Origin of the sequence: Dickeya sp. ws52 (assembly GCF_007210685.1) — a bacterium.
GTDB lineage: Bacteria > Pseudomonadota > Gammaproteobacteria > Enterobacterales > Enterobacteriaceae > Dickeya > Dickeya chrysanthemi.
Map to the genome: position 1 here is coordinate 192,656 of NZ_SZVX01000001.1, position 13,182 is coordinate 205,837.

14 protein-coding genes are annotated in these 13,182 nt (G+C 53.5%); 4 read left to right on the forward strand and 10 right to left on the reverse strand.

Going from position 1 to position 13,182, the window contains the following annotated elements; translation table 11 throughout:
• Positions 1 to 41 precede the first annotated feature (41 nt).
• From ruvB to aspS, 7 genes are all read right to left on the reverse strand, one after another.
• Positions 42 to 1,052 carry a Holliday junction branch migration DNA helicase RuvB gene (gene ruvB / locus FDP13_RS00860; protein ID WP_012769963.1) on the reverse strand — a complete coding sequence of 337 codons (1,011 nt, stop codon included), beginning with the start codon at positions 1,050 to 1,052 and terminating at the stop codon, positions 42 to 44.
• 7 nt (positions 1,053 to 1,059) lie between these two features.
• Positions 1,060 to 1,677: a Holliday junction branch migration protein RuvA gene (gene ruvA, locus FDP13_RS00865; RefSeq protein WP_143838221.1), complete on the reverse strand. Its 618-nt coding sequence runs from the start codon at positions 1,675 to 1,677 to the stop codon at positions 1,060 to 1,062.
• 272 nt (positions 1,678 to 1,949) lie between these two features.
• Positions 1,950 to 2,981, reverse strand: coding sequence for a HoxN/HupN/NixA family nickel/cobalt transporter (locus FDP13_RS00870; protein ID WP_033577292.1), 1,032 nt, complete (start codon positions 2,979 to 2,981; stop codon positions 1,950 to 1,952).
• Positions 2,982 to 3,235: 254 nt separating this feature from the next.
• Positions 3,236 to 3,757, reverse strand: coding sequence for a crossover junction endodeoxyribonuclease RuvC (ruvC, locus tag FDP13_RS00875; RefSeq protein ID WP_012769966.1), 522 nt, complete (start codon positions 3,755 to 3,757; stop codon positions 3,236 to 3,238).
• Positions 3,758 to 3,797: 40 nt separating this feature from the next.
• Positions 3,798 to 4,541 carry a YebC/PmpR family DNA-binding transcriptional regulator gene (locus tag FDP13_RS00880; RefSeq protein WP_012769967.1) on the reverse strand — a complete coding sequence of 248 codons (744 nt, stop codon included), beginning with the start codon at positions 4,539 to 4,541 and terminating at the stop codon, positions 3,798 to 3,800.
• 71 nt (positions 4,542 to 4,612) lie between these two features.
• Positions 4,613 to 5,062 carry a dihydroneopterin triphosphate diphosphatase gene (nudB, locus tag FDP13_RS00885; RefSeq protein ID WP_012769968.1) on the reverse strand — a complete coding sequence of 150 codons (450 nt, stop codon included), beginning with the start codon at positions 5,060 to 5,062 and terminating at the stop codon, positions 4,613 to 4,615.
• A 1-nt stretch (position 5,063) separates the two neighbouring features.
• Positions 5,064 to 6,854 carry an aspartate--tRNA ligase gene (aspS, locus tag FDP13_RS00890; protein ID WP_143838223.1) on the reverse strand — a complete coding sequence of 597 codons (1,791 nt, stop codon included), beginning with the start codon at positions 6,852 to 6,854 and terminating at the stop codon, positions 5,064 to 5,066.
• Positions 6,855 to 7,181: 327 nt separating this feature from the next.
• On the opposite strand from aspS, the gene FDP13_RS00895 reads away from it, so the two are divergent.
• From FDP13_RS00895 to cmoB, 4 genes are all read left to right on the forward strand, one after another.
• On the forward strand, positions 7,182 to 7,994 hold the full coding sequence (locus FDP13_RS00895) for a DUF72 domain-containing protein (RefSeq protein ID WP_033577289.1): 813 nt from the start codon (positions 7,182 to 7,184) through the stop codon (positions 7,992 to 7,994).
• A gap of 170 nt (positions 7,995 to 8,164) precedes the next feature.
• The gene (locus FDP13_RS00900; protein ID WP_012769971.1) at positions 8,165 to 8,560 is read left to right on the forward strand and encodes an MAPEG family protein; all 396 of its coding nucleotides are present in this window, start codon (positions 8,165 to 8,167) and stop codon (positions 8,558 to 8,560) included.
• A gap of 150 nt (positions 8,561 to 8,710) precedes the next feature.
• Positions 8,711 to 9,454 (forward strand): carboxy-S-adenosyl-L-methionine synthase CmoA, encoded by a 744-nt coding sequence (cmoA, locus tag FDP13_RS00905; protein WP_012769972.1) that lies wholly within the window; start codon positions 8,711 to 8,713, stop codon positions 9,452 to 9,454.
• Complete coding sequence (gene cmoB / locus FDP13_RS00910; protein ID WP_012769973.1) at positions 9,451 to 10,422, forward strand: tRNA 5-methoxyuridine(34)/uridine 5-oxyacetic acid(34) synthase CmoB; 972 nt, start codon at positions 9,451 to 9,453, stop codon at positions 10,420 to 10,422. The genes cmoA and cmoB overlap by 4 nt, the downstream gene beginning before the upstream one ends.
• Before the next feature lie 85 nt (positions 10,423 to 10,507).
• Here cmoB and FDP13_RS00915 read toward each other — a convergent pair whose 3' ends face one another.
• From FDP13_RS00915 to FDP13_RS00925, 3 genes are all read right to left on the reverse strand, one after another.
• The gene (locus FDP13_RS00915) at positions 10,508 to 10,765 is read right to left on the reverse strand and encodes a hypothetical protein (protein ID WP_012769974.1); all 258 of its coding nucleotides are present in this window, start codon (positions 10,763 to 10,765) and stop codon (positions 10,508 to 10,510) included.
• 359 nt (positions 10,766 to 11,124) lie between these two features.
• Positions 11,125 to 11,889 carry a copper homeostasis protein CutC gene (cutC, locus tag FDP13_RS00920; protein WP_012769975.1) on the reverse strand — a complete coding sequence of 255 codons (765 nt, stop codon included), beginning with the start codon at positions 11,887 to 11,889 and terminating at the stop codon, positions 11,125 to 11,127.
• A gap of 204 nt (positions 11,890 to 12,093) precedes the next feature.
• Positions 12,094 to 12,666 carry a VOC family protein gene (locus FDP13_RS00925; RefSeq protein WP_033577286.1) on the reverse strand — a complete coding sequence of 191 codons (573 nt, stop codon included), beginning with the start codon at positions 12,664 to 12,666 and terminating at the stop codon, positions 12,094 to 12,096.
• Positions 12,667 to 13,182 lie beyond the last annotated feature (516 nt).

The following is a 13,182-nucleotide window of genomic DNA, read 5'->3' on the forward strand; positions in this document are numbered from 1 at the left end:
TCTTCCGGTGCTCTCTTCGGGGTTCCTACTCTTCGGGATTCCTACTCTTCGTGCTCGCGGGTCAGGCCGAAATGGCGGTAGGCATGTTGCGTCGCGATGCGTCCACGCGGTGTGCGTTGCAGAAACCCTTGCTGAATAAGATAAGGCTCCAGCACATCTTCAATCGTTTCACGCTCTTCGCCAATCGCCGCCGCCAGGTTGTCCAGGCCCACCGGCCCCCCCATGAACTTATCGATAACCGCCAGCAGCAGCTTGCGGTCCATATAATCGAACCCTTCGGAGTCTACCGCCAGCATATCCAACGCCTGAATGGCCACCTCAGCCGAGATCGCACCGTCTGATTTCACTTCGGAGAAATCACGTACCCGGCGTAACAATCGGTTGGCGATACGCGGCGTACCACGCGACCGACGAGCCACTTCCAGCGCGCCGTCAACCGTCATCTCCAACCCCAGGCACTGCGCACTGCGCTGCACAATATGTTGTAAATCAGCAACCTGATAGAACTCGAGTCGTTGCACGATACCGAAACGGTCTCGCAGCGGCGATGTCAACGATCCGGCTCGGGTCGTCGCCCCGATAAGTGTAAAAGGCGGCAAATCCAGCTTGATGGAACGTGCTGCCGGCCCTTCACCGATCATAATATCCAACTGATAATCTTCCATCGCTGGATAGAGCACTTCCTCTACGACCGGCGACAGCCGATGAATCTCATCAATGAATAACACGTCATGCGGCTCGAGATTGGTCAACAACGCGGCCAGGTCGCCCGCTTTTTCCAGCACTGGACCGGAAGTTGTCCGCAGATTGACCCCCATTTCGTTAGCAACGATATTCGCCAGCGTGGTTTTACCCAATCCCGGCGGGCCGAAAATCAACAAATGGTCAAGTGCATCACCCCGCTTGCGCGCGGCCTCGATAAAAATCTCCATCTGTTCGCGCACCACCGGCTGCCCGACATATTCGGATAACAGCTTGGGGCGAATAGCGCGGTCCAGTACTTCCTCATCGGAGACTACACCGGGTGAAATCAGGCGGTCGGCTTCAATCATATCTACCTCACAGCGCAGCGCGTAGCGCATCCCTGATCAGGGTTTCGCAATCAGCACCCGGTCGAGACACTTTATTCACCATCCGGCTTGCCTCCTGTGGTTTATAACCGAGCGCGACCAGCGCGGCTTCCGCTTCGGCTTGTGGATCCGCTTGCGGTGCCGCCTCACCGGTTTGCGCCGGCAAGGCCATATCACTGTCGGCATTAAACAGATCGCCGTTCAATCCTTTAAAGCGGTCTTTCATTTCCACCACCAGCCGCTCTGCCGTTTTCTTGCCCACGCCCGGTAATTTCACCAACGTGTTGATTTCCTGACGCTCTACCGCACTGACGAACTGCTGGGCCGACATACCGGATAAAATCGCCAACGCCAATTTCGGCCCGACGCCATTGACTTTGATCAGTTCGCGAAACAGAGAGCGTTCTTGTTTATTGTTGAAACCAAACAACAATTGTGCATCTTCGCGCACCACAAAATGGGTAAAAATCACCGCTTCCTGGCCAAGATCCGGCAGTTCGTAAAAGCAGGTCATCGGCATATGCACTTCATATCCCACGCCGCCGGCTTCAATCAGAACCAGTGGCGGCTGTTTCTCTAATACGATGCCTCTGAGACGACCTATCACGTGGTGTTTTCCTTTATCTGGCTGATGTCAACATGGCGCGGATATCCGCCATACGTCATGGTTGCGGGTGCGTTGGCACGCCTGCGACCTGAATTATTTTGGGTATAGCTTATAACACAAAAAAAGAGGCGGATACAGAAAAGCTGGATGCATATCCAGATATAAAGCAGAGCGGGAATTCCTCTCCGGCAGCGGCATGAAAGCGGTGAAACGCCGGAGAAAAAATGCCGGCCGTCTCCCTGCTCATCAGAGAAACCGGCCGGGAAATGCGGCTACGCTATCGGGCTATTCAACGCATCGTAATCTCGCCAGCGATAATTGGCTAATGAGACTATCCAACATACGATAAACAGTGCCACGACATAAAATCCGGCGTTGCCCAACTGCTCATTAAACGTATCGATGACTTCCCATAACCCCGTATGTAGATCCAGTTTATCCGCCAGTAATCCGAGTGCTTCCATACCGCCGATAAACACAGCCACCACCACCGATGTCGCGGTAATGGTCAAATTGTAGTAGAGCTTACGTTGCGGTTTGCTGAATGCCCAGCCATAAGCGCCGACCATCAACACATTATCCAGCGTATCCACCAGTGCCATACCGCAGGTAAACAACGCAGGGAAAATCATGATTGACCAGATCGACATCCCCTGTGAAGCGCCTGCGGCGGAGATGCCCAATACGCCGATTTCGGTAGCCGTATCAAACCCTAAACCAAATAACAGCCCCACCAGATACATATGCCAGCTTTTGTTCACCAACCGAAACGTGGCGCGGAATAGCCATCCCATGATACCGGCGGTCGGCACACCATCAGCCTGGCCGAGTATTCCTCGTTCACCCTGCTTGAACTGCTGAAAACGTTTCCAGACACCACGTAAAATCACCAGGTTCACCAACGCCATCAGCAGTAAAAAACCGGCGGAAACTGATGTGCCGATCACGCCGCCAACCTCGTGAAACCATGCCATATCGTCTTGTAATGCGGCGGCTGTTGCCGCCAGCGCCAGTGATGCCAGAATGACAATCGAAGAATGTCCTAACGAAAACCAGGCCCCGACACCCAACGGCATTTTGCCTTCCTGCATCATTTTACGGGTGACGTTATCGATAGCCGCGATATGGTCAGCATCCACTGCGTGGCGCAAACCGTAACACCACGCCAACAAGCAAGTAGCCATCAGAGCCGTATGGTTGTGAAATACGGCCCATGCCAGCAGCCACACCAGCACATTGACCATCACCAGACCACTCAGTATTGCCACAGCACGCGGATTATTTTTGAGAAGTGAAGACAGCATACAAAGACTCGGTATCAATCCGGCGGGTTATCGCCGTCGGGTAAATTGTGGGTATGAGATTTTATGAATTGTTCATACACCGCCGTGTTATTCCAGATCAAAACAAAAGGCGGTTATGACAGCGAAAGGCAGGTAAGACACCTGAACACAACGCCAGAGGGTGTCCATCAAGAAAATAGGTAATCAGGCTGCTTTCTGACAAAAGCGGTAGTTTGTTTGGTCAAACCGCAGCCGGGATTAAAACATGATATCGGTTAGCGAATACGCCCACGCGCCAGCGTCAGCTTGTCGTGGCTAATTCGTGAGAAATTCTGACTAAAATGACAGTGCGTAATGGCAATCGCCAGAGCGTCGGCGGCATCCGCCTGCGGGCTGGCTGGCAGTTTGAGCAGTGTTTTCACCATATGCTGAACCTGGCTTTTTTCGGCAGCACCGGTACCGACCACCGTTTGCTTTACCTGCCGCGCCGCGTATTCAAACACCGGCAACGACTGGTTAACCGCCGCCACAATCGCTGCACCTCGTGCCTGCCCCAGTTTCAACGCCGAGTCGGCATTGCGAGCCATGAACACCTGCTCGATAGCGAAAAAATCAGGTTGAAACTGTGTGATGATTTCACTGACGCCGGCATAAATCAGCTTGAGACGCGTGGGCAAGTCATCTACCGCGGTGCGGATACACCCGCTGCCCAGATAGCTGATCTGCCGGCCTTGCTGGCGAACGATGCCGTAACCGGTGACACGGGAACCGGGGTCGATGCCGAGAATAATACTCATCGTTTTCCCCCGGTTTCCTGCTGGGTAAGGAAAACTGCCATTACAGCAGTGCCGCTACCTCGTCGGAGATCTCACCGTTATGGTAAACCTCCTGCACATCGTCGCAGTCTTCCAACATGTCGATAAGACGCATCAGCTTCGGTGCGGTGTCAGCGTCCATGTCCGCTTTGGTGGACGGAATCATTGAAACTTCAGCGGATTCAGCCACCAGGCCGGCTGCATCCAGCGCGTCTTTTACCTGCCCGAAGCTTTCCCACGGCGTAAACACGTCGATCGCGCCATCGTCATAGGACACTACGTCATCAGCACCGGCTTCCAGCGCCGCGTCCATCACCGTGTCTTCATCCAAACCCGGTGCGTAAGAAATCACGCCTTTCTTGGAGAACAGATAGGACACCGAGCCGTCGGTTCCCAGGTTGCCGCCGCATTTGGTAAAGGCATGACGCACTTCAGACACGGTACGATTACGGTTATCACTCAGGCATTCCACCATCACCGCTGTGCCGCCAGGGCCGTAGCCTTCATAAATGATGGTTTCCATGTTGGCGTCTTCATCGCCGCCCACGCCGCGCGCAATCGCACGGTTCAGGGTGTCGCGCGTCATGTTGTTGGACAGCGCTTTATCGATAGCAGCACGCAGGCGTGGGTTAGAACCGGGATCGCCGCCGCCCAAACGGGCCGCGGTAACCAGCTCGCGGATAATTTTGGTGAAAATCTTACCGCGTTTAGCGTCCTGTGCTGCTTTGCGATGCTTAGTGTTGGCCCACTTACTATGACCTGCCATAAAAATCTCCGAAAAAAGCCTGTTATGCCCTTAAGTTATCGGGCCGCCACCTTGCGGCGCCCCGGAAATCGTCAGGGCCTGGCTGGGCAAATAACAAATTCTTCAATCGCCTGCCGGTTGCTCCAGGATTTGGTCAACCGCGCCGCATCGGGCGCATCCAGCCATTGGTAAGCCAGATGTTCACTGATCTCCACCGGGCGTTCATCGGGCAATGCCAGACAGAACCAGTGTTCCAGGTTATGCGTCACGCCAGGGGCATAGCGACGTCTCAAATGAGCAAAAAGCTCGAATTCCACACTGCGTTGACAGTCAACCAACGACAACGCCTCAGCGGCGATGTCGATGTTAACTTCTTCTTTCACTTCACGCTGTGCGGCACATCGCGCGCTTTCATCCTCTTCCAGGCTGCCGGTCACCGACTGCCAGAAATCCGGATCATCACGTCGCTGAAGCATGAGCACCCGCCCAGTATTCCCGGCATAAATCACCACCAGCACTGAGACGGGTCGCTTATAGTTCATCTTACTGATTCTCTGCATCCTGAGCGGCTTTGCCTTTACCCACCACCGTGATGGACAATTCTTCCAACGCCGACGGATTGGCGAAGCTCGGCGCTTCAGTCATCAGGCAGGCCGCCGCCGTCGTTTTCGGGAAGGCGATGACGTCGCGAATATTGTCGGTGCCGGTCAGCAACATCACCAGACGATCAAGGCCGAAGGCCAGACCGGCATGTGGCGGCGTGCCGAATTTCAGGGCATCCAGCAGGAAACCGAATTTTTCGCGCTGCTGCTGTTCATCAATGCCGAGAATGCGGAATACCGTCTGCTGCATCTCACCGTTGTGGATACGCACCGAGCCACCACCCACTTCATAGCCGTTCAGCACCATGTCGTAAGCATTGGCGATAGCGGCCGTCGGGTTGGCTTTCAGTTCCGACGGGGACATATCACGCGGTGCGGTGAACGGGTGATGCATCGCGGCCAGTCCGCCTTCGCCATCCTCTTCAAACATCGGGAAGTCGATGACCCACAGCGGCTGCCAGCTATTTTCATTGGTGATTTTCAAGTCACGGCCCAATTTCAGGCGCAGCGCACCCAGCGCATCCGTAACGACTTTAGCGCTGTCGGCGCCGAAGAACAGAATATCGCCATCATCGGCAGCGGTACGCGCCAGCAAGTCAGCCAGAATGCCGTCATTCAGGAACTTGGCGACCGGGCTCTGAATGCCTTCAAGCCCCTTGGCTTTCTCGTTAACCTTGATATAAGCCAGCCCTTTGGCACCGTAGATCTCAATGAATTTGGCGTATTCGTCGATCTGTTTGCGGCTGAGTTGTGCGCCGCCCGGCACGCGAATCGCAGCTACGCGGCCTTTGGGATCGTTGGCCGGGCTGGAAAAGACTTTGAAATCGACATCTTTAAGCAGGTCAGCCACATCCACCAGTTCCAGCGGGTTACGCAGGTCTGGCTTGTCAGAGCCGAAACGGCGCATGGCTTCGGCGAACGTCATGATCGGGAAGTCGCCCAGGTCCACCCCTTTCACGTCCAGCCACAGTTCGCGCACCAGTTTTTCCATCACTTCACGCACTTGCGGCGCGGTCATAAACGACGTTTCCACATCGATCTGGGTGAATTCCGGCTGACGGTCGGCACGCAGGTCTTCGTCACGGAAGCATTTGACTATCTGATAATAACGGTCAAACCCAGACATCATCAGCAACTGTTTAAACAACTGCGGTGACTGCGGCAACGCGTAGAATTTGCCTTTGTGCACACGGCTCGGCACCAGATAGTCGCGAGCGCCTTCCGGCGTAGCTTTGGTCAGCATCGGGGTTTCAATGTCCAGGAAACCGTGGCTATCCATGAAACGGCGTACAAAGCTGGTAATGCGGGCGCGGGTCTTCAGGCGCTGAGCCATCTCCGGGCGGCGCAAATCAAGATAGCGGTACTTCAGGCGCGCTTCTTCGGTATTGTTTTGATTGGAGTCCAGCGGCAGCGGTTCAGCACGGTTGATGATGGTCAGCGCCGTCGCCAGCACTTCCACCTCACCGGTCGCCATCTCTTTATTAATTTGATTGTCCGGACGGGCGCGCACCACGCCGGTCAGTTGGATGCAGAATTCGTTGCGCAGTTCAGAAGCCAGTTTGAAAGCATCCTGACGATCCGGGTCGAAGAACACCTGCACCAGACCTTCGCGGTCACGCATATCAATAAAAATCAACCCACCCAGATCGCGGCGGCGATTGACCCAACCGCACAACGTCACTTCCTGGCCCACATGGGACGAATTCAACAGCCCGCAATATTCAGTACGCATTACGATGTCCTTTTACACCGCCGCCGGTGCTCTGTTCCACTCGCCAGTTGGCGACGATACAGAATCGGTGAACCGGTCGGCATGGTTTTTCTGGATTACAGTCCAATGAAAAAAGGGGAGCATTATAAAGGAATTTCCCCATAACGATAAGTCTGATGGTAGCGGTCTGCGGGCCGCCCCGCATACTCTTTTTTGCTTTTTGCCGCGCTTTTGCCTGCGAGTTACACAATTGCGGGGGATTATGCTAAAACCCTGTTACATCAGTCGTTATGATGACTGGCCATCAAGGGCGTTAATTCGCCAAGAAAGCTATCGGGACAAAGGCTTATGTATATCGGTTTACCGCAGTGGCAGCATCCGGGCTGGGCCCGGCTGGGCCTGCGCGATCTGGCGGATTATGCCCGCTACTTCAACTGCGTGGAGGGAAATACCACCTTTTATGCGTTGCCATCGGCGGAATCGGTGTTGCGCTGGCGCGATATGACCCATGACGATTTCCGTTTCTGTTTCAAATTCCCCTCCGCCATCAGTCATCAGGCCGGGTTGCGTCATTGCCAGCAGCAAGTAGCGGAATTTTTCCGCTGTCTGGAACCGGTCCACCATCGGTTAGGCCAGTTGTGGTTACAGTTGCCGTCTGCGTTCGGGCCGGATCAGGAAGAGGCGCTGTGGCAATTTCTGGATACATTGCCGGCGGGCTTTTGTTACGGCGTCGAAGTGCGCCATCCGTTATTTTTCGCCAAAGGCGATGAAGAGCGGCGACTCAATCAGGGATTACACCAACGCGGCCTGAATCGGGTGATTATGGATAGCCGGCCGGTGCATCATGCCGCACCGGTGAGCGACGTGTTGCGGGATGCGCAGCGTAAAAAACCTAAAATCCCGCTGCACGTGGTGCGCACCGCCGACGCGCCACTGATCCGGTTTATCGGCAATGAAGACCCGGACGATAATCTACACTGGTTCATGCCGTGGGTCGCCAAACTGGCGCAATGGCAATCGCATTCGCCGTACCTGTTCATCCATACCGCCGGAACGGCCAGCGCGCCTGAACTGGCACAGCGCGTGTGGCCGCACCTGAGCGCCGTTATCGCCGACATGCCGCCCAGTCCAGACTGGCCGCAACAAACCTCGCTGTTTTAACGCTGTTTCGCAACCATGAAGGCAGAACGCAATCGTTGTCGTCATTATCACAATTTCTTATCAACGGTATTGGCTATCCGTCAATTTTACCTACAATATCTTCATGTTATGCCGGTGACAGACAAGCTATGATAGCGGTTGCCGTTTCTGGTCGGGCAATGGAGTAAAAAATGGTAAGCGCGCTTTATGTGGTGCTCAGCGCATTGTTGTTAGTGAAATTGTCGGTTGATGTGATGAAACTGCGGATGCAATACCGGGTAGCCTACGGCGACGGTGGTTTTTACGAGTTGCAGACCGCTATTCGCGTTCATGGCAATGCCGTAGAGTACATCCCTATCGGCGGTCTTCTGCTGGTGCTGATGGAGATGAACGGCGCGATGAATGCGATGATCCATCTATGTGGCACCATGCTATTACTCGGTCGTTTGTGCCATTATTATGGCCTGCGGCACCGCGAATTAAACTGGCGGCGTTCGGGCATGATGGCAACCTATCTCTCGCTGTTGTTGATGATCCTGTTCAATCTCTACTATCTGCCCTGGGATTTGGTACTGACCGTACGGTAACCTCATCTCGCTGTTTACGGTAAGGCTCAATGCCTCAGGCTAACCCAGGCCTCGCCTTACCACCTTCTTCTTCATACATCTTTGCACCATTTCGCCCCCTCTTTCTGTTAGAATGCGCCCTTGTTCTTCCCTGTATGTATTTTTCCTGCTATGTCAAACCGCGATATGCTTTTCTCCGCTCCCATTGCCAACCTGGGTGACTGGACGTTTGATGAACGCGTGGCTGAAGTGTTTCCAGACATGATCCAGCGCTCGGTTCCCGGCTATTCAAATATTATCGCTATGATCGGTATGCTGGCGGAGCGCTTTGTTCAGGCCGACACCCAGGTCTACGATCTGGGGTGTTCTCTGGGCGCCGCGACCTTATCGATGCGTCGTAATATTCGTGTGCCCGGCTGCCGTATCATTGCCGTCGATAATTCGCCTGCGATGGTGGCTCGTTGTCGCCGCCATATTGAAGCTTTTCGCGCGGAAACGCCGGTTGAAGTGCGTGAAGCCGATATTCTGGATATCGACATTGAAAACGCATCGCTGGTGGTGCTGAATTTCACGCTGCAGTTCGTCCCGCCGGCGCATCGTCTGGCGCTGCTACAACGCATCTGGCAGGGGCTGCGCCCCGGCGGCGCGCTGGTATTGTCGGAAAAATTCAGTTTTGAAGATGCGTCGATCGGCGAATTACTGTTCAACATGCATCTGGATTTTAAACGCGCTAACGGCTACAGCGAGCTGGAAATCAGCCAGAAACGCAGTATGCTGGAAAACGTCATGCTCACCGACTCGGTCGATACACACAAAACCCGGTTGCGCGAGGCCGGCTTTAGTCACAGTGAAATGTGGTTCCAGTGCTTTAACTTTGGTTCCCTGCTGGCGCTGAAAGCGGAGCCGCATCCATGATCGATTTCGGCAATTTCTATCAGTTGATCGCCAAAGGGCCGCTCAGCCATTGGCTCAATACGCTACCGGCCCAAATCAGCCAGTGGCAACAGGACTCATTACACGGTGAATTCAAGCATTGGCTGAATACCGTATCTCACCTGCCAACCTTAACCCCCGACCAGCTCGATCTCACTCACAGTGTAACGGCGCGCCTGAATACACCGTTGTCGATCGGCCAGCAAGCCGGGATTGAACGCTTGTTACGCAACCTGATGCCCTGGCGTAAAGGTCCGTTCTCGCTCTACGGCGTCAATATCGACACGGAATGGCGCTCTGACTGGAAGTGGGAACGCGTCCTACCGCACATCAGCTCATTGCAGGACAAACTGATTCTGGATGTGGGTTGCGGCAGCGGTTACCACCTGTGGCGAATGATCGGCGCCGGCGCTCAGCTCGCGGTGGGTATTGATCCGATGCAATTGTTCCTGTGTCAGTTTGAATCGATACGCAAGCTATTAGGCGATGATCAGCGTGCCCACTTGTTACCACTGGGTATCGAACAGCTACCGGCACTGGCGGCATTTGATACCGTCTTTTCAATGGGCGTGCTCTATCACCGCCGCTCGCCGCTCGACCATTTATGGCAGCTAAAGAATCAGTTGGTGGCTGGTGGAGAGCTGGTACTGGAAACACTGGTGGTGGAAGGCGACGAACACAACGTCTTGCTGCCGGGAGAACGCTACGCCCAGATGCGCAACGTCTATTTCCTGCCTTCTGCCGCCGCACTGGCTCGCTGGCTGGAAAAATGTGGTTTTGTTGATATTCGCATCGTAGACCAATGTGTGACGACACTGGAAGAACAACGCCGCACCGACTGGATGACCACGGCTTCGCTGGCGGATTTTCTCGACCCGAACGATCGCAGTAAGACCGTCGAAGGCTATCCCGCGCCTTTGCGCGCTGTGCTGGTCGCACGAAAACCCTAGGGAGAAACACGACGTCCAGAGCCAGGGCGGCACGGTATGGTGGCAATCTCGCTAACATGCCCCGCCGCCCATGATGCTTACGACATTAATTGCGATTCTTGACGATCAGCTCAATGGCAGCGTCTTCGGTCATGTCGGTACTCAGGATCTCGACATCGATATCCTGATTGCTGACTTCATTAAAAAGCGTCGTCTTGCCGACGGTATGAAAATCACCCGTTATCGCATCCCCTCTTTCCACCTCATAAATATCCAGCAATTTCGCAACGATGAACCTTTCTTCAGGATCGCGGATAACGATGCAACCTATGCGATGCTCATGATGAACAACGATTCCACGCATGACAGGATTCCTTTTTGTTGACTGTTGGGATAATAAGCAGCATATCACCGGCTTAAGGCGATAAAAGATAAGCGTATAACAATTCAGCGCATTTTTGGGGGCAGATCACGTTCAAATGATGAAAAATCCCCACAACCGTGATTTATCATCGAGGTTGATCAGGTAAGCGGCCGCAGAGCGATGCACGACGGAAAATATCTGCGAAAGTGGCGACGAAAAAGAGAAAAGAGAAAAGAGAAAAAAAGCCCCGGCAAGGTCGCCGGGGCCTGGTACTCGCAAGCAAACCGATAAAGGGAATGCTGCGCGGCAAAGGGCATCGGAAGAATACCAGACAGTGCCAATCTTCTTATGGGCACAGTCTAGAAAGCGGATGTCGCAGAGGGAACCGTTTCCGGGCTCAGGGCATTTTTCATAGCCGCTACGACATCGCCATCAACACAGTAATGCTGGAACTCGTCCATTTCGGTTTCAGAGCAGAGCGTGACACCCAATTTACGATAACGCATCGGCGATGGCAGCCACTGGCCCGCCGATGTATGCAATTCCTGAATGCCGCAGGCACGGAATTTGTGCAAGTTGGTCAAGCGCACCCCCGCACCAGCCATAATAATTGGACCACAATCGGCCTCATTAAGTTCCCGTAACAGCGTTAATCCATTTTCGGCGCTTTGCTGTTGGCCGGACGTGAGGATACGCGCGACCCCCAAATCCGCCAGTTGATGCAGCGCCAACCGTGGATTCAGGCACATATCAAATGCGCGATGGAATGTTACCGCCAATCCCTCGCATCGCGCCATAATCTGCCGCATACGGGCGAGATCGATATGTCCCTCCTCATCCAGAACCCCTACCACCAGCCCAGGAAACCCCATCGCCTTAATCTGATCAATGTCATACAACATCGCGGCAAATTCTTGCTGGCTGTAGCAAAAATCCCCCCCGCGCGGCCTTACCATCGGGTGTACCGGAATCGAGACAATATCCCCGGCGCGACGCAACACACCGTACCCCGGCGTTAACCCACCCTCGCGTTGTGCGGCACACAGTTCAATTCGGTCCGCCCCCGCCTGTTGTGCCGTCAGCGCGCAGTCCAGGCTGTAGCAGCAGACCTCCAACATCGGCATACCCCCTCCTTTGCAAAAAATAACGAAACCGGAAAAACACCGCATTTCCGAAATATTTACCCGTTCATGACAGCATAACGCCGTGATACAGGGCCTAATACTGGCATCCCCCTGACGGTGGGGAAGAGAGGCATGTCACACTGGCGACAGGATTTGCACGTGGAATATGACACGCCACACAATTTACAAGCACCATGCGTTAACTTACTGAGCGGCCGACTGTTCGCTGGCGATGATCGCTTGTATGCGATAGGGGTGAAATTTCAGGGTGATGCGGCCATTCGTTACCGCTAATGTCGGATTAGGCAGGCGCTCCCCCTCCCCCTGAGGGTGACTGAATTTCAGCTTAATGCCGGGCGTGGTCAGCGCTACGTCCGACAAGCAGGCCAGCGCGCGGGGATGTAATGTCGCCGGATCACCGGGCAATACCAATTCCACATGCTCCCATCCTTCATGCGGGTAATATCGGCTACCAGGCCATGGAAGTTCTATGCAATCAATCCGCCATGGGCCGACTGCCAACGGCTGGTGTAGCGTAAACAGACAAATTTTCCGGCCATTGATAAGGTTTTCCGACAACAGCGAACCGCACTCCAGCAACGCGGCGTACCATTGTTCCGCCGTGCTGTTTTGATGACAGCGTAAAGAGATGTGGTCGGCCTCAAACGCGGCCAAGTCAAGTTCGAGCTGCTGTGCGAATTGCTGAAGTTCAGCCGTAAAACGGGAAAGATCATTCATTAAAGCGGAGGGAAGCGTTGACGGTAACAAAGCGGTCATTATTTTCTCATTAACCTGAATAATAGTTTATTCAGCTTAATTTAACATAGACAGAAATAACCTCCATCTTTTTGCAGTTTTTGTATCATACCATGCTGACATTAGCCTTACTTTCTTGTCTTTTCATACAACCATTCGCGACGACAGACAAACTTCATTCCAATCAAATAATAATAACATCGGATATTGTTAACAAAATGACAGAAATATAATAAAAATTACAATTTATTGATTTTAAATGACTTTAAAAAACTGATGAGAGTATTCTTAAATATCCTCTGTAACATTGAGAAATAAACAAAAAAAAGATAACTTCGAAACTCCCCAATCTCCATTAAATGACCAAAGGGCATTCACCATGTTACTAATAACGTTCTCTATGCTAGTTGTCATTGCCGGCTATTCACTGTTCCGTCATTTCAAAACGATACAGAGCACACGATTGAGCACGGATCGCCGCCACAGACGACGCTAAGTTTTTTTATATACCTCCCCGCCTTTATTCAGGCTTGCCGG

Coding starts and splice junctions, on each gene's coding strand:
- ruvB (WP_012769963.1), bottom strand. CDS start 1,052: ATGATTGAAGCCGACCGCCTGATTTCACCCGGTGTAGTCTCCGATGAG.
- FDP13_RS00870 (WP_033577292.1), bottom strand. CDS start 2,981: ATGCTGTCTTCACTTCTCAAAAATAATCCGCGTGCTGTGGCAATACTG.
- ruvC (WP_012769966.1), bottom strand. CDS start 3,757: ATGAGTATTATTCTCGGCATCGACCCCGGTTCCCGTGTCACCGGTTAC.
- FDP13_RS00880 (WP_012769967.1), bottom strand. CDS start 4,541: ATGGCAGGTCATAGTAAGTGGGCCAACACTAAGCATCGCAAAGCAGCA.
- nudB (WP_012769968.1), bottom strand. CDS start 5,062: ATGAACTATAAGCGACCCGTCTCAGTGCTGGTGGTGATTTATGCCGGG.
- aspS (WP_143838223.1), bottom strand. CDS start 6,854: ATGCGTACTGAATATTGCGGGCTGTTGAATTCGTCCCATGTGGGCCAG.
- FDP13_RS00895 (WP_033577289.1), top strand. CDS start 7,182: ATGTATATCGGTTTACCGCAGTGGCAGCATCCGGGCTGGGCCCGGCTG.
- FDP13_RS00900 (WP_012769971.1), top strand. CDS start 8,165: ATGGTAAGCGCGCTTTATGTGGTGCTCAGCGCATTGTTGTTAGTGAAA.
- cmoA (WP_012769972.1), top strand. CDS start 8,711: ATGTCAAACCGCGATATGCTTTTCTCCGCTCCCATTGCCAACCTGGGT.
- cmoB (WP_012769973.1), top strand. CDS start 9,451: ATGATCGATTTCGGCAATTTCTATCAGTTGATCGCCAAAGGGCCGCTC.
- FDP13_RS00915 (WP_012769974.1), bottom strand. CDS start 10,765: ATGCGTGGAATCGTTGTTCATCATGAGCATCGCATAGGTTGCATCGTT.
- cutC (WP_012769975.1), bottom strand. CDS start 11,889: ATGCCGATGTTGGAGGTCTGCTGCTACAGCCTGGACTGCGCGCTGACG.
- FDP13_RS00925 (WP_033577286.1), bottom strand. CDS start 12,666: ATGACCGCTTTGTTACCGTCAACGCTTCCCTCCGCTTTAATGAATGAT.